This window comes from Arthrobacter sp. Z5-13, assembly GCF_056499105.1.
Genome location: NZ_CP096460.1, coordinates 1082246 through 1103446 on the forward strand (window position 1 = coordinate 1082246; position 21201 = coordinate 1103446).

Consider the following 21201-nt stretch of genomic DNA (forward strand, 5'->3'; position numbering starts at 1 on the left):
TCCTAGCTAATCGCGGGGCCTGCCTGCGCCGTCCAAACCGAGCCGGTGCCACCCGCGGACGGCCAGCGGAACGTGCCATGAACGGCGCCAGGCGGTGACCCGGAACGCGAAGACAACGGCCGCCACAACGCAGGCAGTGATGGCGTTGAAGGAACCTGTGGTCCACAGGATGGCTGTCAGGGTGGCGCCGGCAAAAGCGGGCAGCGCGTATATGTCCTTGGGATCGAACAGCTGCGGAATCTCGTTGGCCGTAATGTCGCGCAGCAAGCCCCCGCCCACTGCAGTGGTGACACCCAGGAGTACGGCGGCAAAGGGGTTCATCCCCAATGAGAGGGCCTTCAAAGTTCCGGTGATGCAGAACAGAGCCAGCCCGCCGGCGTCGAAAAGGACAAGCAAAGAGGTAAAGCGCTGGAGGCTGGAGAACAGGAAATACACCAGCAGGGTTGCCAGCAAGGGCGGGGCCAAATACGCAGGGTTACTGAAGGCAGCGGGCGTGGTGTTGAGGATGATGTCGCGGATCACGCCGCCACCCAGCGAAACAAGGGAAGCCAGGAGCAGGGAGCCCACGATGTCGAACTGTTTACGTGCAGCAAGCAAGGATCCCGACACCGCAAAAAAGAAGACTCCAGCGAGGTCCAGCCATACCAGGGCGATGTCAAAAGGGAAGGTCATGCAGCGGCATCCAGTGGATTTCGAAAGGCGGACGGGGCGGCTCCAACGTTACGCTAGCCCTTATGAATAACCCGATCCTCATCGCCTGTTCCCACGGGACCTCCAACGCCCAAGGTGCTGCAGAGGTCAACGCCCTGCGCGATGCCATCGCAGCCCTGCGCCCCGGGCTGGATGTCCGGGAGTCATACGTTGACGTTCAGCAGCCGGATCTGGTGGACGTTGTGGCTGAACTTCCCGAGGGAGAGCCTGCCGTAGTGGTGCCGCTGCTCCTGAGCGTTGGCTACCACGTCAAAGTGGACATCGCGCGGGCTGTGAAGAGCCGTCCGGGAACACTCGCCGCCGCACCCCTGGGACCGGATCCGCGGCTTGCGGCCCTGCTGGATCAGCGCTTGCGCGAGGCCGGTGTAACGGATCGCGACGCCGTGGTCCTGGCCGCCGCCGGGTCCTCCAACCCCAACGCTGCACGCAGCGTGGAAGAACTGGCCGATCAGTTGCGCGCGCTCCGGCCCAACAGGATCGTGCCCGCCTATGGCGCCTCGGCCCAGCCGTCCGTGCCTGACGCCGTCGCCATGCTCCGTGAAGAAGCGGCAGCCGCAGGCGGCGCGCAAACCCGAGGCGGCGGCCAAACCCCAGGCGGGCCGATGGAGTCTGCCGGTGCCGTGGACGACGGCGGCCGCGTGGTCATCGCGTCCTACCTCTTGGCGCCGGGCTACTTCCACGACCAGCTGGCTAAAGCGGGCGCGGACATTGTGACCGAGCCATTGCTGCCGTCGCCGATTGTGGCCGAGATTGCCCTGGAACGGTTCGACGCCGCACTACACGTCCCTGCCTGAGGCGCAGCTCCGGTTATGGCCACAAGCAGCAGTCCCTTACGGCCACAAATCGCCAGAAGATGACGAAATATTTCCCTAGGTGACCTCCCGTTTCCCAACCTTTGTGACGCGTTTCCGGTCCCCTCTACAGTCGATGCATGACTGATACAGCTCTAGCCGGAGCGTCCGCGGATTCCGCTCCGAAGCGACCGGCCCGCACCTCCCGCCCGGCAGCCAAGCCGCACGGCCAGTGGAAGGTCGACGGGACCACACCGTTGAACGCCAACGAAACCTGGAAACAGGAAGACGACGGCCTCAACGTCCGTGAGCGTATCGAGTCCATTTACTCCAAAGAGGGCTTTGACTCAATCCCCGGCCAGGACCTTCACGGACGCTTCCGCTGGTGGGGCCTCTATACCCAGCGCAAGCCCGGGATCGACGGCGGCAAGACCGCAACGCTGGAGCCGCATGAGCTTGAGGACAAGTACTTCATGCTGAGGGTGAGGATCGACGGCGGTGCGCTCACCACCGAGCAGCTGCGCGTCATCGGCCAGATCTCAGTCGACTTCGCCCGCGATTCAGCGGACCTCACTGACCGCCAGAACATCCAGCTGCACTGGATCCGGGTGGAAGACATCCCCGAGATCTGGCGCCGCCTCGAAGGTATCGGCCTGTCCACCACTGAGGCCTGCGGCGACGTTCCGCGCGTCATCCTAGGCTCACCGGTGGCGGGCATTGCCAAGGACGAGATCATCGACCCCACGCCGCTGATCGCCGAGCTGGGCGAGCGCTTCATCGGCAACCCGTTGCTCTCCAACCTGCCGCGCAAGTACAAGACCGCCATCACCGGCCACCCGAGCCAGGACGTGGTCCACGAGATCAACGACTTTGCCCTCGTCGGCGTGCGCCACCCCGAGCTGGGTATCGGTTACGATCTCTGGGCCGGCGGCGCACTCTCCACCAACCCGATGCTCGGCAAGCGCCTCGGCGCGTTCGTGAAGCCTGAGGAAGCCGCTGAGGTTTGGCTCGGCGTCACCAGCATCTTCCGCGACTACGGCTACCGTCGCATGCGCACCAAGGCCCGCCTGAAGTTCCTGATGGCGGACTGGGGCCCGGAAAAGTTCCGCCAGATCCTCGAGGACGAATACCTCGGCTACAAGCTTGCTGACGGCCCCGCCGCACCCAGGCCCACCAGCCCGGGCGACCACATCGGCGTGCACGAGCAGAAGGACGGCAAGTTCTTCATCGGTGCCACGCCGCTGGCCGGCAGGCTTTCCGGCAAGCAGCTGGTGAAGCTCGCTGACACCCTTGAGGCCAGGGGCTCGTACCGCCTCCGCACCACGCCGCACCAGAAGCTGGTGGTCCTCGATGTTCCCAAGGAGCAGGTTGAGCCGCTGGTTGCCGAACTGGACACCCTGGGCCTTTCCGCGCGCCCGTCTGTGTTCCGTCGGGGCACCATTGCCTGCACCGGCATCGAGTACTGCAAGCTGGCCATCGTGGAAACGAAGGTCACCGCGGCCACCGCCGTCGCCGAGCTCGAACGCCGCCTCGCAGACCTGGCAGCGTCCGGCGAACTGCCTCACGCCCTGTCCCTGCACATCAACGGCTGCCCCAACTCCTGCGCCCGCATCCAGACCGCGGACATCGGGCTCAAGGGCATGATGCTGCCAACGCCCGACGGCGATCCCACCCCCGGCTTCCAGGTCCACCTGGGCGGCGGGCTGGCATCCACCGATCGCGACGAGGCAGGCTTGGGCCGCACCGTCCGCGGACTCAAGGTCTACGTCGAGGACCTTCCTGACTACGTGGAGCGGGTAGTCCGGAGCTTCGTGGCCAAGCGCACCGAAAACCAGACTTTCGCCGAGTGGGCCCATGCAGCTGATGAGGGGGACTTGCAATGACCAGTGACGCTGCCAAAACAGCTGACGTGCAGTCGGCGCCTGCGCTCCGGAGCAAGGAAGAGCTCAAAGCCCTGGCAGAGTCTGGCGCTGCCGAGCTCGGTTGGGACGCTCCCGCCCGTGACGTAATCGCCTGGGTGGCGCGCAACTTCGAGCTGCCCGCGGTCGCCGTCGCCTGCTCCATGGCCGACGCCGTCCTCCCGGCCCTCGTCGCTGACCAGATTCCCGGCGTCGACGTCCTGTTCCTGGAGACCGGCTACCACTTCCCGGAAACCTACGCCACGCGGAATGAGGTTGCCGCTAACCTCCGCGTCAACGTGGTGGACGTCCTCCCCGAGAACACCGTGGAGCAGCAGGACCGGCTTCTGGGCAAGGACCTCTTTGCCCGTGACGCCGCCCAGTGCTGCGCCCTCCGCAAAGTGGCGCCTCTCAAGCGCACTCTTGGCGGCTACGAGCTGTGGTTCACCGGGGTACGCCGCGATGAAGCCCCTACCCGCACCAATACACCGCTTGTTACCTGGGATGAGGCCAACGGCCTGGTCAAGGTCAACCCGGTGGCGGCGTGGAGTTTCGACCAGCTGGTGCAGTACTCCGACGACAACCTCCTCCCGGTCAACCCGCTGCTTTCACAGGGCTACCCGTCCATTGGCTGCCAGCCCTGCACCCGGAAGGTGGCGCCGGGCGATGACCCCCGCGCCGGCCGCTGGGCAGGAACCGACAAGACAGAATGCGGACTACACGTATGAGCACCCAAATTAGCAACGAGGACCTGGAGCTGTCTGTGCTGGAATCTGACACCACCGTCCCAGCCACGCGCCTCTCGAGCCTGGACACGCTTGAGTCCGAGGCCATCCACATCATCCGCGAGGTTGTGGCCGAGTTCGAGAAGCCTGCGCTGCTCTTCTCCGGCGGCAAGGACTCCGTAGTCATGCTGCACCTCGCCACCAAGGCGTTCTGGCCGGGCAAGGTTCCGTTCCCCGTGCTGCACGTGGATACGGGGCACAACTTCCCCGAGGTCATCGACTTCCGCGACCGGACCGTGGAGCGGCTGGGCCTCAAGCTCGTCGTCGGAAGTGTCCAGGAATTCATTGACCGAGGCGAGCTGGCCGAGCGCGCCGACGGCACGCGCAACCCGCTGCAGACCATCCCGTTGCTGGACGCTATCCAGTCCAACAAGTTCGACGCCGTCTTCGGCGGCGGCCGCCGTGACGAGGACAAGGCCCGCGCCAAGGAGCGCATCCTGAGCCTCCGCGACGAGTTCGGCCAGTGGGACCCCCGCAACCAGCGGCCAGAACTTTGGAACCTGTACAACGGCCGCCACACCGTGGGCCAGCACGTCCGCGCCTTCCCCATCAGCAACTGGACCGAGCTGGACGTGTGGCGCTACATCGAGCGCGAGAACATCGAACTTCCCGGGCTGTACTACGCCCACGAACGCGAGGTCTTCGCCCGCGACGGCATGTGGCGCGCTGTGGGCGAGGTGTCGCAGCCCCTGGACACCGAGGAAGTCATCACCAAGACCGTCCGCTACCGGACCGTTGGCGACATGTCCTGCACCGGCGCTGTTGAATCAGCTGCCGCAACCGTGCGCGACGTCGTCATCGAAGTTGCCGCTTCCACCATCACCGAACGTGGCGCCACCCGTGCAGATGACCGCATCTCCGAGGCCGCCATGGAAGACCGCAAGAAGGATGGCTATTTCTAATGAGCACCGAACTCGACGCCGCCCGCGCGGCCACACTTCTTGACGACGCACCCCTTAAGGATGCGACACTCTTCCGTTTCGCCACCGCTGGATCGGTCGACGACGGCAAGTCCACCCTGGTGGGCCGCCTCCTTCACGATTCCAAGGCGATCCTGGCCGATCAGCTCGACGCCGTAGCCAGGACCTCTGCTGACCGCGGCTTCGGCGGTTCTGCAGGCGGGATTGACCTCGCCCTGCTGACCGACGGACTGCGCGCCGAACGCGAGCAGGGCATCACCATTGATGTCGCCTACCGCTACTTCGCCACGGACCGCCGCAGCTTCATCCTGGCGGACTGCCCCGGGCACGTGCAGTACACCAAAAACACGGTGACAGGCGCATCCACTGCTGACGCCGTCGTCGTACTTATCGATGCACGCAAGGGTGTTCTCGAGCAGACGCGTCGGCACTTGTCCGTACTGCAGCTGCTGAGGGTTGCCCACGTCATCGTGGCCGTGAACAAGATCGACCTGGTTGACTTCAGCGAGTCCGTCTTCCGCGAGATCGAAGCCGATGTGCAGAAGGTGGGGCGCGAGCTTGGCCTGGGCAGCGACGGCATTGCTGATCTCCTGGTCATCCCTGTTTCGGCCCTCGACGGCGACAACGTGGTGGACCGCTCGGACCGCACCCCCTGGTACGAAGGTCCGGCACTGCTGGAAACACTCGAGTCCCTTCCCGCCGCGGACGAGCTCGAAAGCCACCTGGAAAGCTTCCGTTTCCCCGTGCAGCTGGTCATCCGGCCCCAGGGCGCCCTGGCACCGGACGCCATCGCCGGTGGCCTGGACGTGGAAAAGTACCGCGACTACCGTGCCTACGCCGGGCAGATCACCGAAGGTTCAGTGAAGCTGGGGGACAAGGTTACTGTCCTGACCCCGGGGCAGGGACCCCGCACCACCACCGTCATCGGGATCGATTTCGCGGGAGCCGAGCTCACCGAAGCGGCTGCACCGCAGTCTGTGGCGATCCGCCTCGCAGACGAATTCGACGTCGCCCGTGGCGACACTATCGCGGCAGCCGGCACCATCCGGGAAAGCTCCGCGGACCTTTACGCCGCGTTGTGCTGGCTTTCGCCCAAGCCGCTCCGCGAAGGCGCCAAGGTACTGGTCAAGCACGGTACCCGCACAGTCCAGGCCCTGGTCCGGAACGTGACGGGCAAGCTCGACCTCGCGAACTTCCAGCTGGAAGCTACGTCCAACCTGGAACTGAACGACATCGGCCACGCGCAGCTTCGGCTTGCGGCCCCGCTGCCGCTGGAGAACTACCTGCACCACCGCCGCACCGGCGCCTTCCTGGTGATCGATCCGATCGACGGCAACACCCTTGCCGCCGGCCTCGTGAACGACCACCCGGGCGATCACGAGGATGAGCGCTACTCGATCTAGTCCCGGAGCTGTGAAACGATGCCCCGTAATGCCCATAACACCACCCTGTCCAGCATGTTCGACGCCGGCAGGAATGTGGTGGTGGACGGTGCCCTCGCCACTGAGCTTGAAGCCCGCGGCTGCAATCTGGAAGACGCATTGTGGTCGGCCAAAGTACTCCTGGAACAACCGCACCTGATCAAACAGGTACACAGCGATTACTTCGGTGCCGGAGCAGCAGTGGCCATCACGGCAAGCTATCAGGCGACGCCCCAGGGATTTGCCCAGCGTGGCATTTCTGAAGCGGAAGCCTTGGAACTGGTGGCACTGAGTGTGCGCCTGGCCGATGACGCACGGCGGGAGTACCTCGCCGAGAACCCCGGAGCGGGTCCCCTGCTGATTGCAGGGTCTGTTGGACCTTACGGCGCCTACCTCGCTGATGGTTCGGAATACCGGGGCGACTACGTCCTCAGCCGGAGTGAATTCAAGGAGTTCCATCGGCCCCGGATCGAGGCGCTGGTGAAGGCCGGAGTGGACCTATTGGCTTGTGAGACGCTTCCTTCCTTCACAGAGGCTGAGGCGCTGTTGTCGCTCGTTGAGGAGTTCGACGTCGAATCCTGGTTTTCCTTTACCCTGCGCGACGGCGGGCACATCAGCGACGGTACGCCACTGGCCGCGGTGGCAAGGCTCTGCGGAGCGCAGCCGCGGGTGGCGGCGGTCGGCGTGAACTGCGTGCCGTTGGATCTGGTCTCGCCATCGCTGGAGGCTCTGCGCAAAGCCACTGACCTGCCGCTGATCGCGTATCCGAATTCCGGCGAAAGCTACGACCCCATCACCAAGACGTGGGGCGCCGCGGGGACGGGGCACAGCGAACCCGGCGTCACACCGCCTGCAGGCATCGCGGAAGGATTCGGCATTTGGCGTGAACTTGGTGCCAGGGCTGTCGGCGGGTGCTGCCGTACCACACCTCGGGATATCGCCGCCGTGGCCAGGCTGGCAGCGGAGTAACTTACATTGCGTTTGTGACGCTGCATGAACCTGCATGACCCCCCGTTTCCGGCTCATTGAATGACGTTTGTGACACTCCCTATGGTGAATTCATGACTAGTCCACAGCCCGGCATGAAGCGCATTGTTGCTGGTGAAAGCAACAAGCCGCAGCGGAGCCGCGCCGTGGAGATCGCGCTGGCCATTGGTCTGGTCCTGCTCATCGCTGCCGGTGCTGCCGTTTCCTCGATGTCCAATGCGCAATCCGGCCCTCCGGCGGAAGCCACAGATGCCGCGGAACTTAAACTTGGGTACTTCGGCAACATCACCCATGCACCCGCTCTCGTGGGAATCAACCAGGGCTTCATTGCCAAGGAACTGGGCAGCACCCACCTCAGCACTGAATCCTTCAACGCCGGCCCGGCCGCCATTGAGGCGCTCAACGCCGGTGCCATCGACGCCACCTATATTGGCCCCAACCCCGCTATCAATTCCTTTGTCAAGAGCAAGGGTGAGTCCATAAGCATTATTGCCGGGGCCGCGGCGGGCGGCGCGCAGCTTGTTGTCAGGGAAGGCATTAACTCGCCTGCGGACCTGCGGGGCAAGACGTTGGCCACCCCTCAGCTTGGCGGAACACAGGACGTTGCGTTGCGGTCCTGGCTGGCGGAGCAAGGGTTCAAAACCAGCACCGACGGCAGTGGCGATGTAGCCATCAATCCCACCGAGAACTCGCAGTCCCTGAAACTTTTCCAGGACGGAAAGCTCGACGGCGCGTGGGTGCCTGAGCCGTGGGCCTCACGTCTGGTCCTCAAGGCCGGTGCGAAGGTCCTGGTGGATGAGAAGGACCTGTGGGACGGCTCGCTGACCGGCAAGCCAGGACAGTTTCCCACCACAGTCCTGATCGTAAACAAGCAATTTGCAGCCAAACATCCTCAAACTGTCGCTGCACTTCTGAGGGGTCATGCCAAGTCCGTTGCCTGGCTAAACGATGCGCCGGCTGCTGAGAAAGCTTCCGTTATTAACGCCGCGCTGAAAGAAGACTCGGGCGCCGAGCTTCCCGCCGACGTACTGGACCGCTCCCTGCAGAACATTATCTTCACCACGGATCCGCTGGCCGGAACCTTTCCCCGACTGCTCCATGACGGGGTCGAGGCCGGAACCACCAAACAGGCGGACCTCAACGGCATCTTCGACCTCTCGGCTCTGAACGCCGCCACCGGTGAACATGCTTCTGCCGCCGGCCTCGGCCAGGACTAGCACCCCCGGCAACGCAGCACCTCCACACCACCACTAACAAAGGACGGGACCATGCCAGTCGTACTGGAAAACCTGGGCAAGCGCTTCGGCGACGGCGCCCCGGTACTGGACGACGTCAACGCCAGCATCGGCAAAGGCGAGTTCGTCGCCCTGCTTGGTGCTTCAGGCTGCGGCAAGTCAACTCTGCTGAACATCATGGCGGGACTGGAACTCCCGACGTCGGGCGCCCTCGAGGTGCCCAGCGACGGCGCCGCGTTCATGTTCCAGGACTCGGCACTGTTCCCCTGGCTCACAGCCCGGGAGAACATTGAGCTGGCCTTGAAACTGCGGGGTGTGGGCAGAAGTGAGCGTCGGGTCAAGGCCGGCGAGCTTCTTGAGTTGGTGCACTTGGCGGGAGCGGGGGACAAACGTCCTCACGAGCTGTCCGGCGGTATGCGCCAGCGTGTGGCACTGGCCCGTTCCCTGGCCCAGGACCGCCAGTTGCTGCTGATGGACGAGCCCTTTGCGGCCCTCGATGCCATTACCCGCGACCTCCTTCACGACGAACTCGAGCGGATCTGGAAGGAAACGGGCCGCACTATCGTATTCGTGACGCACAACGTCCGCGAAGCCGTCAGGCTGGGCCAGCGTGTGCTGCTCCTGTCCTCCAGGCCCGGCCGGGTGGTCCAGGAATGGAACGTCACTGAGGAACACCGAACCGATGCCGGGCTTGCCGGACAGCTGACCGGGGTCATCACCACCCGGCTGCGAGAGGAGATCCGCCGCCATGCCAAGTAACCCTGCACCGGTCACCGAAGTTTCTGCTGAGCCCGTGGAATCGCACAAGGTCCATGCTGCGCTGACGCGTTCTTCAACCGGCTCCGAGGACCTCCGCGAACTTGGTTCCGGCCTGGATTCACTGCAATCGGACGCCGTCCGCAAGGCACGGATCGACTGGTCGCGCATCCTGCTTCCGGTGGCAGCCATTGTGGTGCTCATCATCATCTGGCAGCTCTATGTGTCCATGGGCTTCAAGCGGCGGGACCTCGTTCCCGGACCGATGGATGTGGTGGCCCAGTTTGGCGCGCAGTGGAGTGAAGGCAAGCTCCAGGAAGCCGTATGGACCTCCCTTGAGCGCGGGCTCCTGGGATTCCTCATCAGCGTTGCCATAGCGACCCCCGTTGGCCTGCTGTTTGCCCAGGTGGCTCCGCTGCGCCGTGCTTTCGGCCCGCTGATTTCCGGGCTCCAGGTGCTGCCGTCCGTCGCCTGGGTGCCTGCCGCCATCATCTGGTTCGGGCTCACCGACGCCACGGTGTACTTCGTCATTTTCATGGGCGCCATCCCGTCCATCATCAACGGATTGATTTCTGGCGTGGACCAGATCCCGCCGCACTACCGCAGCGTTGGCACGGTCCTGGGTGCCTCCCGGCTCGAGATGGCGTTGCAGATAGTCCTTCCAGCGGCCCTCCCCGGCTACCTCAGCGGCCTCAAGCAGGGCTGGGCCTTCTCCTGGCGCTCGTTGATGGCAGCCGAAATCATCGCCGTCGGCGGCACCATCGGCTTCGGCCTCGGCTCCATGCTCAACCAGGGCCGCGATCTATCCGACATGACCATCGTGATGTCCGCCATCCTCCTGATCCTCGCCATCGGCATCCTGATCGAGCTGCTCGTCTTCGCGCCGATTGAGAAGCGGCTCCTCCGCAGCCGGGGACTCCTCGCCGGCAGCACGCGCTAGGCACCACCAGAGATAATAGTCGAGCCCGACGGCGAGTCCCGCCGTCGGGCTTTGCTCCATATTTGCGTAACTTATGACTTCTCATGAGCGGGGAGGCCCCCGATTGCATGGAACGCGTACCGCGAGACGTGCCGAAACCTTACGCATTTTCGCCGGCAGCATCCGCTAGGCCCGCAGCACCCTAGCGTCCTCATGTCGGCAGGTATACCTTGACACGTATCCGGGGTACCCGGGACGCGCGTTTGAGACGTGAGGTGTGGTCATGGAGCGATTGGAGTCTGGGGAAGGCGTTCTGGCAGGGATCGGTTCCACGCCGCTAATCGAACTCAGCAACGTGGTGCCTCTGGGCTCGGCGAGGATCCTCGCCAAGCTCGAATGGGCGAATCCGACTGGGAGCATGAAGGACCGGATGGCGGCTGCGGCGATACAGGGAGCCGAAGAGCGGGGCGATCTGGTGCCTGGCGATACCGTGGTTGAGTACACCGCCGGTACAACGGGAATCTCCCTAGCGCTGGTCTGCGCAGCCAAGGGCTACGGGCTCCATGTAGTTTTTTCCGACGCGTTCAGCCCAGAGAAACGTCGAACCATGGAGGCCCTGGGGGCCGTCGTGGAAAGTGTGCCCAGCGATCAAGGACGGATCACAGAACAGCTGATCAAGGCCATGATCAGCCGTGCAGGCGAACTGAGCGCCCAGCCATCGCATTGGGCATGCGATCAGCTCAACAACAGAGATGCCGTCATCGGCTACCTGGCGTTGGGCGAGGAAATCTGGCAACAGTCCGACGGGCGGGTGGACGCCTTCGTCCAGTCTGTAGGCACCGCCCACTCCATCCATGGCGCAGCCCGTGCCCTGCGCACCCACCTGCCGGACGTGAGGGTCGTCGCCGTCGAACCAGCTGAATCCGCCGTGCTTTCCGGTGGCCCAACTGGCTCCCACAGGATTGAAGGGATTGGCATCGGCTTTTTACCCCCGCTTTGGGAACCGGACCAGGTTGACTCGATAGAACTGGTCTCTTCCGCTGATGCCATGGCCATGAGCCGGCGCCTAGCCCGGGAGGAAGGAATCTTCGCAGGGACTTCCTCAGGGGGAAATGTCGTTGCCGCACTTCGGGTCGCAGAAGAACTGGGGCCCGACGCAACCGTTGTCACGGTAATGGTCGATTCCGGTTTTCGCTATCTCAGCACGGGGCTTTACGGCTAGGAAGCTGCGCCTCTTGTTTTGCAGGAGATTGCTGAAAGCCGTAAAACCCAATGTGACGCAGCATTACCTTGCGTGAACTGGTGTTGCCGCGGCGTTGGTCCCCAATGTGACGCGGCCCTACCGTTGATTCATGGCTATCCAGGACATCTATCCCACAGCGCTGCGCCTCCTCGGCCGCCCCGTGCTGGTGGTGGGCGGCGGCCCCGTCGCTGCCCGCCGCGCCAAGGGACTCCTCGACGCCGGAGCCCGGGTTACCGTCGTCGCTCCTGTTGCGTCAGCAGCGCTCCTGGAACTGGCCGACGCCGGACTCCTCACCTGGGAGGAGCGGACTTACCGGCCTTCCGACGTCGACGGCGTCTGGTTCGTCCAGACGGCCACCGGTGACGCAGCCGTCGATGCCCAGGTCTCCGCCGATGCTGAGGTACAGCGCATCTGGTGCGTCAACGCCTCGGACCACGAAGCCTCAGCTGCCTGGACGCCCGCCGTCGCCGTCGTAGACAACGTTCACATCGCGGTGAATGCCGGGGGAGACCCGAGGCGCGCCATGGCTCTCCGCGATGCTGTTGCCACTGCTTTGGAGACGGGCGACCTTCCCCTGCGCCGTCGTCGTGCTTCCACCGACGCCGGTTCCGTGGCCCTTGTGGGTGGCGGGCCGGGTGACTCCGGCCTCATTACCGTGCGCGGACGGCGGCTCCTCGGCCAGGCCGACGTCGTGGTTGCCGACCGCCTGGGTCCCCGTGAACTCCTCAAAGAATTGGCCCCGGACGTCCGCGTCATCGAGGTGGGTAAGACCCCTGGCAACCACCCTGTTCCGCAGTCGGAGATTAACCGGATCCTCGTGGACGAGGCACTGCAGGGCAACCGAGTCGTCAGGCTCAAGGGCGGCGACCCGTACGTCCTTGGACGCGGCGGCGAGGAAGCAGAATTCTGCCGCCAGCACGGCGTCGAGGTTGAAGTGGTCTCCGGCGTGACTTCAGCAATCTCCGTTCCCGCGGCCGCCGGTATTCCTGTGACGCACCGCGGACTGGCGAAAGGCTTCAGTGTGATCACCGGCCATGAGGAGCTCGCCGAGGTTCCGGCCCGTGCCGACCACACTGTGATCTTGCTCATGGGAGTGGGGCAGTTGCGCTCCTCCGCGGCCTCCCTGGCCCACGCCGGGCTGCCTTTGGATACTCCCGTTGGTATTGTTGAAAACGGCTATTTGCCTAACCAGCGCGTGACGATCGGCACCCTGTCGTCCATAGCGGACCAGGCCCAAGCCACAGGCGTCGCTAACCCCGCGGTGATCGTGATCGGTGACGTTGTCCGCGTCAGCCCGTTCGCGCCGTCGCACTTCAAGACTTCCGATTACAGCACCATCACCCCGAACCGCCCCCGCACCACCTTGAGCTCCGCCCGCGTTCTCACTCCCTGATGCAGAAGAAAAGGAACACAGCCGTGTCAATCAGCACCACCGTAGGATCTGCTGCCCGCCCGCTGCGCGTCGCCGTCGTTGGCTCCGGCCCTGCCGGCGTTTACGCTGCGGACATCCTCACCAAGAGCGAAGCCGTCAAGAGCGGCGAGCTGACGGTCAGCATCGATCTCTTCGACCGCTACCCGGCCCCCTACGGCTTGATCCGTTACGGCGTTGCCCCGGACCACCCCCGCATCAAGGGCATCGTGAACGCCCTGCACAAGGTGCTGGACCGCGGCGACATCCGCTTCTTCGGCAACGTGGATTACGGAACGGACCTTTCCATCGAGGACCTCCGCACCCACTACGACGCCGTCATCTTCGCGACCGGCGCCATCAAGGACGCGGACCTGAACATCCCCGGCGTGGAGCTTGAGGGTTCCTACGGCGGCGCCGACTTCGTCTCCTGGTACGACGGCCACCCGGACGTGCCCCGTGAATGGCCGTTGGAAGCCAAGGAAATTGCCGTGATCGGCAACGGCAACGTGGCCCTGGACGTCGCCCGCATGCTGTCCAAGCACGCCGATGACCTGCTGGTGTCCGAGATTCCGGAGAACGTCTACGCCGGGCTGAAGTCCTCGCCCGTCACGGACGTCCACGTGTTCGGCCGCCGCGGCCCTGCCCAGGTGAAGTTCACCCCGCTTGAACTGCGCGAACTGTCCCACTCCAAGGACGTGGACATCATCCTGTACCCGGAGGACTTCGAGTTCGACGAAGAGTCCGACCGTCAGGTCCAGACGAACAACCAGACCAAGACCATGGTGGGAACCCTCACCAACTGGATCGCCGAGCAGCCCGAGGACCCGTCAGAGTTCAAGGCTTCCCGCCGCCTGCACTTGCACTTCCTGCACAGCCCGGTGGAAATCTACGACGACCCCGCGAACCCTGGCCACGTTGCCGGCATGAAGTTTGAGCGCACCGAGCTGGACGGTACCGGCAACGCCCGCGGCACCGGCGAGTTCATCGACTACCCGGTCCAGGCCGTTTACCGCGCAATCGGCTACTTCGGCTCCGCCCTGCCTGAGGTTGAATTCGACCACAAGAAGGGTGTTGTGCCGAACGACGGCGGCCGCGTGCTGGACGCTTCCGGCTCGCACGTCCCGGGCATCTACGCCACGGGTTGGATCAAGCGCGGGCCTGTCGGCCTCATCGGCCACACCAAGGGCGACGCCCTCGAAACCGTGACCTACCTCCTCGAGGACCGCGAAAACCTTCCGGTCGCAGCAGTGCCTGCCCCGGACGCCGTCGTCGAACTGCTGGAAAACCGCGGCGTCAAGTACACCAGCTGGGAAGGCTGGCTGGCCCTGGACGCCCACGAGCTGGCTCTCGGTGCCGAGGCCACTGCTGCCGGCGGGTCCCACGGTGTTGAGGTCAAGCGTGAGCGCATCAAGGTTGTGCCGCGCGAGGACATGGTGGACATCTCCCGCGACGGCGTTGCCGCCAGCGTCTAGTCCTCTTACTTCAGCGCGAGCTGGCAGCAAGTGCCCTCAAATCAGGTTTTCGAGGGCGCTAGCTGCCGGCTCGCTGCTTTTTAACAGCTGGTTAGCCGCCAGCCTCAGATGGCCGGGCCCTTAGCGCCGGCGCCGCCCGAAGCCATCAACTCCAGGCGCTTAAGCGTCTCCTTGTTGCGGACGGTAATGAGGGGATCAAGGATGAATTTAGGGATAGCCTTCCCTGGACCCTTGATGGCGTCCTCGGCCATGGTGACCTTGCAGCCAGTGCGCTGCTCCTCGATGGTGATCACCACTTTTGCTTCACCAAGCGGCCAACCCCTGGCGATGAGTTCAATGGACTTTGTCGGGTTTGCGGCAGTCACATAGGTTTTGTCGTTGATCAGGAGGGGCCAGGCTCCTACCGAATGATGGAGCACGGCGTCCTCGGCCGGCCAGAGGGCGTCGACGTCGCGAATCCTCGATGCCCCCACCACCCAGCCGGAGTAGAGCCAGCCGTCCGCAATGACGTTCCAGACGTCGTTTGCCGAGGCGAGGAAGGTTTTGCTGACGGTAACCATTTGAGTGCTCCTGCTCAGGGATCGGTGGATAGGCGGACTATAGGCGTGGATGGCTCGACGGCGGGACGTTCGGTCCCTTGGCTGGAGATGGTTTGCCTGGTGGTCGCGTGGCTGGCGGGCGGTGCCATACGCAGGGGCACGCAGCCGTCTGGTCCAGGGGTAGGTTTCGGGGCTTTTCAGCGGATTGAGCACCGGATCGAAGCGGAGGCCGGTATCACCGCCGTCGGGTGCGGGCCGGAGGGAGAGGGTGCTGAAGCGGATCCAGGGTCCCGACGGGCGGGCGTAATGCATCCCCAGCACCCAGCTGTCTGCGGAGCGCTCTGTTGCCGGCGCCGCTCCTGAGGACTCGGTGGTGAGACCCAGCAGGACAGGACCGCCCGCGCCCTTATAGGGCATCAGCGTGGTGAAGGTCGCCCTGCCTGGATCCCGGCGGGGCAGGAGCGCGAATCGGGCAGGCCAAGACCAGCCGGTGGTCGCAAAGAGAACATCCGCGGGACCGCCGTCGTCCTCCAACCTCAGAGCCAGCCCCAGGATGTCGGGCAGGGGAGCGGGCAGTCCCAACGAACGGGAAAAACGGGCAGTTACCGCGTGCCGTCCAGGCGAGTCGATCCAGGGTATACCGCTGGGTTGGGGGTTGTCCGGGCTGTCGGTGCCCAGACCGTCCCTGGTGAGTTCGCCGGTAAGGAGGGTTCCCTTCGGATGGATAGGCCGTTCCGGCCGCACCACCTTCAGTGCCTTGAAAATCAGGGCAAACCCAAGGCCGGCGACCCCGGCCACGCTGCTGGTTCCGATGCCCATGGCTACATCCTGCCGAACCGGGATCTGACGAGTGCGAAGACCCCGTAGCAGATGAAGCCGGCACCGATGGCTGTGAGGAGAACCGGCCCCCACGGATGGTCGCGCAACGCCAGCAGACTGCCGTCAAGACCTGTGGATTCTGCGGCGTTGTCCTTCACGGCTGCCACGATGAACAGCAGTCCCACCAGCTTCAAGGCAACACCCTTGGCAACATGCCCCGCAACACCAAGTCCGCTGATAGCCCTGCCCCGCCGTGTGCCCTCGAAGTGCTGCAGTTCGTCCTTGAACCGCTTGGCAAATCCCTTGAACACGAAGTAAACGCCGATGCCGATGATGGTCAGGCCCACAATCACCAGCACCGGGGCGCCGAGCGGGCGGCTCAGCAGGGAGGTACTGAAGGCCTTGGTCGACTCCCCGGAGTCGCTGCGCGCACCCACGGCAAAACTCGCGAACGTGTAGCCCACGCTGCCGTACACCAAGCTGAGCGACCCGGAGGAGATCAGCTTGCCCAGACGCTCACGCCGGCGCTCGCGGCGGACCCGAAGTGTAGCTTCGCTCAGTTGCCACAGCGCAAGGCCGGCGCACCCCGCTGCGCATGACCACATCACAAAAGGGCCCCAGGGATTAGCCGCGAGCTGTTCGATGGCACCCGTAGGCTCCGGCTCCCCGGGCTGCCCGAACGCGACGGCTATGGCGATGGCCCCCACAACAACATGAAGCAGTGCCATCACGGCAAACCCCCAGCGGGCGACGACGTCGAGCGCCTTGCCGTTGGAGGCCGCCTCTGCGGCGCTCGCTGCTTCGCTCAGTACCGAATCCATGTCCGTCATGTTCAAACCGGCTGACCTTCCTACCCGTTCATGGGTCCCTCGGCGTGGATCTTCTCTGAGCCGGGGCCCACAAGCTTGACGGTGCAGCGGACCACCAGGTTGTCCGGTGCTGTGTGAATGTCCACCAGGGTTTCCCCGGGAGCCAGCACCGTGTAGGTTTCCGTGCCCGGCTCCACACTGACGTTTTTGGAAGCAGCGGCCTGCTTCGCGTTCTCAAGTGCTTCATGGCGAAGGGTCTGCACGTACTGCGCCTCATCCTCCCTTGAGGCATCCCCAAAGGCCCAACCGAAGAGTGTTCCGGTCATTCCAGTTCCTGCCGATTCCCTAGCCGTGCTCATCCGCTTCAACATTCCGTTCCATTCCACTTCAAGGGGTATCAGTTCTATAGTAAGTGTGCTTACCATATTAGATCACGACCTATTATCCGGATCTTGCCTGAACATCATGCGGTGAAGGTCCGGGAAGGCCTGAAGCCAATCCCAATCCAGGAAACGCAAACACGTTAGGAAGAGACAATGGCAGGAAATCTTATTGCCCGTTCCATCCACGATCTGACGGCAGGGGCTTGGTTCGGTGGTTCGCTGATGGGTGCCATCGGACTCAACGGGGCAGCGGCTGAGGCCAAGGATCCGACCGAGCGCACCCGGCTGTCCAGTCTCGGCTGGAAGAGGTGGGCGCCGGTTCAGACAGCCGCCTTTGCGGCTCACATTGTTGCCGGCCTCGCCGTGATCTGGGAGAACAAGGAGCGCATGGCCAAGCAGGACGGCGTCACCCGCCTGAGCATCTACAAAACGGCTGTGACATTGGCCGGGGCCGCCGTCACACTCTATGCGGGCATGCTTGGAGGCAAGGTCGAGAAGCTTGCCGCCGAAGGAGCAGAAGGGGCAACCGAGCCCCATCCTGCAGCTTCAGATGAGCTCAAGGCGGCGCAAAAGCAGCTCAAGTTGCTGCAGTGGGCAATTCCTGCCTTTGCCGGAACAGCGATCGTCATGGGCGCAAAGCACGGTGAGATGCAGCGTCCGAAGAACGTCCTGGCAGGCCTCAGGCGCTCCTAGGCGCCAGTCCGGCCAGCCGGCTCAATCCGGCCAGCTGAGCACCAGTCCAGTCCAAGCAGCCAGCCCGGGAAAGTTACACGGGCTGGCTGTCGGCTGGGGGCAGTTCGGGATTCATGTCCTCGAGTTTCGGATCCTCGGCGGTCCAGACCTGGATGATGGCCCAGGCCACGGCCGCGAGAGGCACGGACAGTACGGCTCCGATGATGCCCGCCAGAATGGTCCCCGCCGTAAGCGCCATCAGGATGACCAGGGCGTGCAGTTGAAGTGACTTCCCCATGACAATGGGCTGCAGGAGGTCTCCCTCGAGTTGGTTCACGGCGATGACAACGGCCACCACGATCAACGCCACTACCGGCCCGTTCGCCACGAGTACCACCAGCGCCGCGAGGATGCCGGCAACGGTTGCTCCCACCAGGGGGATGAAGGCGGTGATGAACACGATGATGGCCAAGGGAATGGCGAGGGGGACCTGCAGTATCAGGAGGGCCGCGCCGATAGCCACAGTATCCACGAGGGCCACGATTGCTGTGCCGCGCACGTAGCCGCCCAGGACCTCCAGCGTCCGCTTGCCTGCCCGGCGTAGTTTCTGCTCACGTTGGCCCTTGAAGGGCCGCATGAAGAACTCCCAGATCTTGGCGCCGTCCTTGAGGAAAAAGAAGAGGATAACCACCATGAGGATGGCGCCGGCCAGGAACTCGGTCACCACGGACAGCCCCGTAATGGCCCCGGACCGCACCTGGCTGCTGGTGGCAAACTCCACCAGGCCGGTCCGTGCCTGTTCCAACTGTTCCCTGTCCAGCGGGAAAGGGCCGGTCAGGAGGAAGTTTTCCAGCTCGTCCAGCCCTGACGCCGCTTGGGACACAAGCTCGCCCCATTGGTTGCGGACAGACATGACGATGATGCTCGTCACTCCCGCCAGGACAGCCAGCAGCAGAACGAAGGCGATAGCCGTTGCGGCGCCGCCTGGTAACCCACGCCGCCGCAGCAGGTTCACGAACGGGCCGATCGCAGCGGCCAGGATAAGCGCGATCAGCACCGGAATCACCAACAGCCGGACCTGCATCAGGGCAAATATGGAGACACTGACCACCGCCAGGATCAGCAGAATCTGGGCAGAGCGAACGGCCACCCGCCCCAGGCTGTCAGACCAGAGGGAGCGTGGGGTTTTGGGGGTAGTAGCGGCGGTGATGGCTGGCGGCGCAGGTGCCGTGGATTCCTGTGCTGCGGGTTCCACTGCTCGAGCCATGACGTTCTCCCAGTTGTCGGCGGGCAAAGCTGCATTCAGGGTTCGGTGAAAAGGTAACCCTGAAACAGTAAGCCTACTGACATTTCGAAGGAAGTTCAGCGGGCTACTGCGGCAGCCACTCCCGCAGCCACTCAGCGCATGAGTTCAAAGCGCGCTGTACACTTTCGACGGCGGCGGTCTCGTCGTGCGCTTCGATGGCGTCCAAGAGTTCGCCGTGACCCGCAGCCGGAACTCCGTCGAAACCGGGGCGGAGTTGCTGGCGCACAAGATCGCTGTGGAAGACTCCGCCGAAACTGGTGTAGAGCTGATGAAGCAGGGGATTCCCCGATGCCTGGGCAACTGCCTCGTGAAACTCCCAGTCCGCCCGGGCCCACGTTGCGTAGTCTCTTGCAGTCCAGGCGTTCTGCCGTACGGCCAGGAGCGAGCGCATCGCGGTGATGTCGGCTTCGGTGGCGTTGCGGGCAGCAAGCCGTGCAGCCTGGGTGTCCAACCCAACCCGCACCTCGAGGATGTGCTCTTCGGTGTGGTCCTTGTACATCCGGCGGGCAGCTCCCGAAAGCTCGCTCGTGGCCCGGACATAGGTTCCGTCGCCCCTCCGGACCTCCAGCATTCCGCTGTGCGCCAACGATTTAATGGCTTCACGCAAGGTGCCGCGGGAGACGCCAAGCGCAGCCATCAACTCGGGTTCGGCAGGGATCCTTTCCTGCAGGGGCCATTCCCCGGACTGGATCATTTTCCGCAGCTTGGCAGTAACTTCTTCGGCCAGCGCCGGCCGGGAAGAGGCAGTGAGGCTCATGGCTTAACCACCGGGATCTTTTTCCCTGTTCGTTCACTGGTGAGCTGATGGGCCACCACGATCTGTATAAGGGCGACGGCGAGCAACAGCGCCAGGGGGAGGGTCCAGCTTCCGGTGGCGCTGTGCAGCAGGCCCATCCCGAACGGTCCTGCCGTTCCCAGCAGGTACCCCACCGACTGCGCCAAGGTGGAGATTGCCGTGGTTTCCGCCGTCGTGCGCCCGCTGCGGCTGATCATCACCATGACCAGCGGGAAAATTCCGAGCCCGAAGCCCAGTACTGCTGCCGGTACGGCGGCAAGGGACGCGGGCAGGAAGAGCAGCGCGGCGATTCCCAGGACCATGGCGGTGGTTGCCAGGTAAAAAGCTGGCCGCAGCATCCGCGGCCGGGAGCCGAGGGCAATGAGTACCATCCCTGAGGGAACCGAGACGAGCTGCATGAGCCCGAAGAGCAGCCCGCTGTCCGCCGCAGTCAGGCCTACGGTGGTGAGCATGTACGGGAACCAGCTCAAGATGGAGTAGGCCAGCAACGCTTGCAGCGTGAAGATGGCCGTGATGAGCAGGCCCTTGCGGGTCCGCAGCATCTGCCAAGGCGAGAAATGCAATGGAGCCACAGCCCTTGGCGCCCGGTGCGCACGCAGGGCTACAGGCAGGAACCCGAGGAAGGCGGCGGCGGAGAGCAGTCCGATTGCCCCGACACCCAGGGAGGGTGAACCCAGCTGATGGGCGAGGGGGACGATCAGTACGGAGGAGAGGGTGGCTCCGGTGGTCATGGTGACGGTGTAGAGGCCGGTCATGAGTGATGTCCGGTGCGCGTAATGCTCACGGATGAAGGAGGGCATCGCGACGTTGCAGACCGCCAGGCCGGACATTGCCGCCACAGTTCCTGCCAGCAGCATTCCGGTGGAGGGGATGCCCCGCAGCAGGAGTCCGGCCGTCAACATTCCCAAGGCCAGCAGTATGGATTTTTCGACGCCCAACCGGCGGGTCAGCCAGGATGTGGCGGCCCCGGCGACGGCGAAGCAGAGGGTGGGGATCGACGGGATCACTGAGGCAATAAAGGGTCCGTAACCCAGTACCTGCTGCAGATCATGGAACAACGCCGAAGCTCCCGTGATGCCCGCCCGCAGATTCAGGCCGATCAGCACAACAGCGATGACGCCCAGAATCAGCACGGAACGGGGCTTTGAAGGGACGCCCGGGACTTCGTCGGCAACGGTGTTAGTTGCCGCACCGTCTAAACGGGTTCCGTCTGCTTGTGGGTCCACTGCCGGATCTGCTGCTGCACCGTGGTCAAGAGGTGCAGCGGTCCGCAGGGGCGCCGTCGTCGTTCTAGCCATTATCAAAGGTTAGACGTTAGACGTTTGCGG

At 64.1% G+C, this 21201-nt stretch carries 20 protein-coding genes; 13 read left to right on the forward strand and 7 right to left on the reverse strand.

The window, feature by feature from the left end:
• Window positions 1–6 precede the first annotated feature (6 nt).
• On the reverse strand, window positions 7–672 hold the full coding sequence (locus M1E02_RS05100; protein ID WP_479377067.1) for a trimeric intracellular cation channel family protein: 666 nt from the start codon (window positions 670–672) through the stop codon (window positions 7–9).
• A gap of 62 nt (window positions 673–734) precedes the next feature.
• On the opposite strand from M1E02_RS05100, the gene M1E02_RS05105 reads away from it, so the two are divergent.
• The 12 genes from M1E02_RS05105 (at window position 735) to M1E02_RS05160 (ending at window position 14549) form a co-directional block, all read left to right on the forward strand.
• Window positions 735–1505 carry a sirohydrochlorin chelatase gene (locus M1E02_RS05105; RefSeq protein WP_479377068.1) on the forward strand — a complete coding sequence of 257 codons (771 nt, stop codon included), beginning with the start codon at window positions 735–737 and terminating at the stop codon, window positions 1503–1505.
• A 137-nt stretch (window positions 1506–1642) separates the two neighbouring features.
• Window positions 1643–3385 carry a nitrite/sulfite reductase gene (locus tag M1E02_RS05110; protein ID WP_479377069.1) on the forward strand — a complete coding sequence of 581 codons (1743 nt, stop codon included), beginning with the start codon at window positions 1643–1645 and terminating at the stop codon, window positions 3383–3385.
• The gene (locus tag M1E02_RS05115; protein ID WP_479377070.1) at window positions 3382–4128 is read left to right on the forward strand and encodes a phosphoadenylyl-sulfate reductase; all 747 of its coding nucleotides are present in this window, start codon (window positions 3382–3384) and stop codon (window positions 4126–4128) included. Before M1E02_RS05110 ends, M1E02_RS05115 begins: the two co-directional genes overlap by 4 nt.
• Window positions 4125–5087 carry a sulfate adenylyltransferase subunit CysD gene (cysD, locus tag M1E02_RS05120; protein WP_479377071.1) on the forward strand — a complete coding sequence of 321 codons (963 nt, stop codon included), beginning with the start codon at window positions 4125–4127 and terminating at the stop codon, window positions 5085–5087. The genes M1E02_RS05115 and cysD overlap by 4 nt, the downstream gene beginning before the upstream one ends.
• Window positions 5087–6508 (forward strand): sulfate adenylyltransferase subunit 1, encoded by a 1422-nt coding sequence (locus M1E02_RS05125; protein WP_479377072.1) that lies wholly within the window; start codon window positions 5087–5089, stop codon window positions 6506–6508. Before cysD ends, M1E02_RS05125 begins: the two co-directional genes overlap by 1 nt.
• 18 nt (window positions 6509–6526) lie before the next feature.
• Window positions 6527–7495 carry a homocysteine S-methyltransferase gene (mmuM, locus tag M1E02_RS05130; RefSeq protein WP_479377073.1) on the forward strand — a complete coding sequence of 323 codons (969 nt, stop codon included), beginning with the start codon at window positions 6527–6529 and terminating at the stop codon, window positions 7493–7495.
• 92 nt (window positions 7496–7587) lie between these two features.
• Entirely contained in the window at window positions 7588–8730 is a 1143-nt protein-coding gene (locus tag M1E02_RS05135) for an ABC transporter substrate-binding protein (RefSeq protein ID WP_479377074.1), read from the forward strand.
• Between the two features lie 51 nt (window positions 8731–8781).
• On the forward strand, window positions 8782–9507 hold the full coding sequence (locus M1E02_RS05140; protein WP_479377075.1) for an ABC transporter ATP-binding protein: 726 nt from the start codon (window positions 8782–8784) through the stop codon (window positions 9505–9507).
• A complete protein-coding gene (locus M1E02_RS05145; RefSeq protein WP_479377076.1) occupies window positions 9497–10444 on the forward strand; it encodes an ABC transporter permease in 948 nt (315 codons plus the stop codon). The genes M1E02_RS05140 and M1E02_RS05145 overlap by 11 nt, the downstream gene beginning before the upstream one ends.
• 262 nt (window positions 10445–10706) lie before the next feature.
• Window positions 10707–11645 (forward strand): PLP-dependent cysteine synthase family protein, encoded by a 939-nt coding sequence (locus M1E02_RS05150; protein WP_479377077.1) that lies wholly within the window; start codon window positions 10707–10709, stop codon window positions 11643–11645.
• A gap of 130 nt (window positions 11646–11775) precedes the next feature.
• Window positions 11776–13059: a uroporphyrinogen-III C-methyltransferase gene (gene cobA / locus M1E02_RS05155; protein ID WP_479377078.1), complete on the forward strand. Its 1284-nt coding sequence runs from the start codon at window positions 11776–11778 to the stop codon at window positions 13057–13059.
• Window positions 13060–13082: 23 nt separating this feature from the next.
• On the forward strand, window positions 13083–14549 hold the full coding sequence (locus M1E02_RS05160) for an FAD-dependent oxidoreductase (protein ID WP_479377079.1): 1467 nt from the start codon (window positions 13083–13085) through the stop codon (window positions 14547–14549).
• Window positions 14550–14653: 104 nt separating this feature from the next.
• On the opposite strand, the gene M1E02_RS05165 is transcribed toward M1E02_RS05160, so the two are convergent.
• Genes M1E02_RS05165 through M1E02_RS05175 form a run of 3 tightly spaced genes read right to left on the reverse strand, consistent with a single transcriptional unit; the run spans window position 14654 to window position 17042 of the window.
• Window positions 14654–15907 carry an SRPBCC family protein gene (locus M1E02_RS05165; protein WP_479377080.1) on the reverse strand — a complete coding sequence of 418 codons (1254 nt, stop codon included), beginning with the start codon at window positions 15905–15907 and terminating at the stop codon, window positions 14654–14656.
• A gap of 2 nt (window positions 15908–15909) precedes the next feature.
• Window positions 15910–16737 carry a DUF1206 domain-containing protein gene (locus M1E02_RS05170; protein WP_479377081.1) on the reverse strand — a complete coding sequence of 276 codons (828 nt, stop codon included), beginning with the start codon at window positions 16735–16737 and terminating at the stop codon, window positions 15910–15912.
• Between the two features lie 20 nt (window positions 16738–16757).
• A complete protein-coding gene (locus tag M1E02_RS05175; RefSeq protein ID WP_479377082.1) occupies window positions 16758–17042 on the reverse strand; it encodes a hypothetical protein in 285 nt (94 codons plus the stop codon).
• A gap of 210 nt (window positions 17043–17252) precedes the next feature.
• Here M1E02_RS05175 and M1E02_RS05180 point away from each other — a divergent pair, with 210 nt between their 5' ends.
• Window positions 17253–17792: a hypothetical protein gene (locus M1E02_RS05180; RefSeq protein ID WP_479377083.1), complete on the forward strand. Its 540-nt coding sequence runs from the start codon at window positions 17253–17255 to the stop codon at window positions 17790–17792.
• Between the two features lie 73 nt (window positions 17793–17865).
• On the opposite strand, the gene M1E02_RS05185 is transcribed toward M1E02_RS05180, so the two are convergent.
• The 3 genes from M1E02_RS05185 to M1E02_RS05195 all read right to left on the reverse strand — a co-directional run bounded on the left by M1E02_RS05185 (window position 17866) and on the right by M1E02_RS05195 (window position 21171).
• Window positions 17866–19038: an AI-2E family transporter gene (locus tag M1E02_RS05185; RefSeq protein WP_479378070.1), complete on the reverse strand. Its 1173-nt coding sequence runs from the start codon at window positions 19036–19038 to the stop codon at window positions 17866–17868.
• Window positions 19039–19141: 103 nt separating this feature from the next.
• The gene (locus M1E02_RS05190) at window positions 19142–19834 is read right to left on the reverse strand and encodes a FadR/GntR family transcriptional regulator (RefSeq protein WP_479377084.1); all 693 of its coding nucleotides are present in this window, start codon (window positions 19832–19834) and stop codon (window positions 19142–19144) included.
• Window positions 19831–21171 carry an MFS transporter gene (locus tag M1E02_RS05195; RefSeq protein ID WP_479377085.1) on the reverse strand — a complete coding sequence of 447 codons (1341 nt, stop codon included), beginning with the start codon at window positions 21169–21171 and terminating at the stop codon, window positions 19831–19833. The genes M1E02_RS05190 and M1E02_RS05195 overlap by 4 nt, the downstream gene beginning before the upstream one ends.
• Window positions 21172–21201: the final 30 nt, after the last annotated feature.

What these genes read in the sequence shown, in the direction of transcription:
- M1E02_RS05150 (WP_479377077.1), top strand. Translation starts at nt 10,707, where the DNA reads ATGGAGCGATTGGAGTCTGGGGAAGGCGTTCTGGCAGGGATCGGTTCC.
- M1E02_RS05105 (WP_479377068.1), top strand. Translation starts at nt 735, where the DNA reads ATGAATAACCCGATCCTCATCGCCTGTTCCCACGGGACCTCCAACGCC.
- M1E02_RS05145 (WP_479377076.1), top strand. Translation starts at nt 9,497, where the DNA reads ATGCCAAGTAACCCTGCACCGGTCACCGAAGTTTCTGCTGAGCCCGTG.
- M1E02_RS05195 (WP_479377085.1), bottom strand. Translation starts at nt 21,171, where the DNA reads ATGGCTAGAACGACGACGGCGCCCCTGCGGACCGCTGCACCTCTTGAC.
- M1E02_RS05185 (WP_479378070.1), bottom strand. Translation starts at nt 19,038, where the DNA reads ATGGCTCGAGCAGTGGAACCCGCAGCACAGGAATCCACGGCACCTGCG.
- M1E02_RS05125 (WP_479377072.1), top strand. Translation starts at nt 5,087, where the DNA reads ATGAGCACCGAACTCGACGCCGCCCGCGCGGCCACACTTCTTGACGAC.
- M1E02_RS05180 (WP_479377083.1), top strand. Translation starts at nt 17,253, where the DNA reads ATGGCAGGAAATCTTATTGCCCGTTCCATCCACGATCTGACGGCAGGG.
- M1E02_RS05110 (WP_479377069.1), top strand. Translation starts at nt 1,643, where the DNA reads ATGACTGATACAGCTCTAGCCGGAGCGTCCGCGGATTCCGCTCCGAAG.
- M1E02_RS05165 (WP_479377080.1), bottom strand. Translation starts at nt 15,907, where the DNA reads ATGGGCATCGGAACCAGCAGCGTGGCCGGGGTCGCCGGCCTTGGGTTT.
- M1E02_RS05115 (WP_479377070.1), top strand. Translation starts at nt 3,382, where the DNA reads ATGACCAGTGACGCTGCCAAAACAGCTGACGTGCAGTCGGCGCCTGCG.
- cysD (WP_479377071.1), top strand. Translation starts at nt 4,125, where the DNA reads ATGAGCACCCAAATTAGCAACGAGGACCTGGAGCTGTCTGTGCTGGAA.
- M1E02_RS05100 (WP_479377067.1), bottom strand. Translation starts at nt 672, where the DNA reads ATGACCTTCCCTTTTGACATCGCCCTGGTATGGCTGGACCTCGCTGGA.
- M1E02_RS05190 (WP_479377084.1), bottom strand. Translation starts at nt 19,834, where the DNA reads ATGAGCCTCACTGCCTCTTCCCGGCCGGCGCTGGCCGAAGAAGTTACT.
- cobA (WP_479377078.1), top strand. Translation starts at nt 11,776, where the DNA reads ATGGCTATCCAGGACATCTATCCCACAGCGCTGCGCCTCCTCGGCCGC.
- M1E02_RS05175 (WP_479377082.1), bottom strand. Translation starts at nt 17,042, where the DNA reads ATGACCGGAACACTCTTCGGTTGGGCCTTTGGGGATGCCTCAAGGGAG.
- M1E02_RS05140 (WP_479377075.1), top strand. Translation starts at nt 8,782, where the DNA reads ATGCCAGTCGTACTGGAAAACCTGGGCAAGCGCTTCGGCGACGGCGCC.
- mmuM (WP_479377073.1), top strand. Translation starts at nt 6,527, where the DNA reads ATGCCCCGTAATGCCCATAACACCACCCTGTCCAGCATGTTCGACGCC.
- M1E02_RS05170 (WP_479377081.1), bottom strand. Translation starts at nt 16,737, where the DNA reads ATGACGGACATGGATTCGGTACTGAGCGAAGCAGCGAGCGCCGCAGAG.
- M1E02_RS05135 (WP_479377074.1), top strand. Translation starts at nt 7,588, where the DNA reads ATGACTAGTCCACAGCCCGGCATGAAGCGCATTGTTGCTGGTGAAAGC.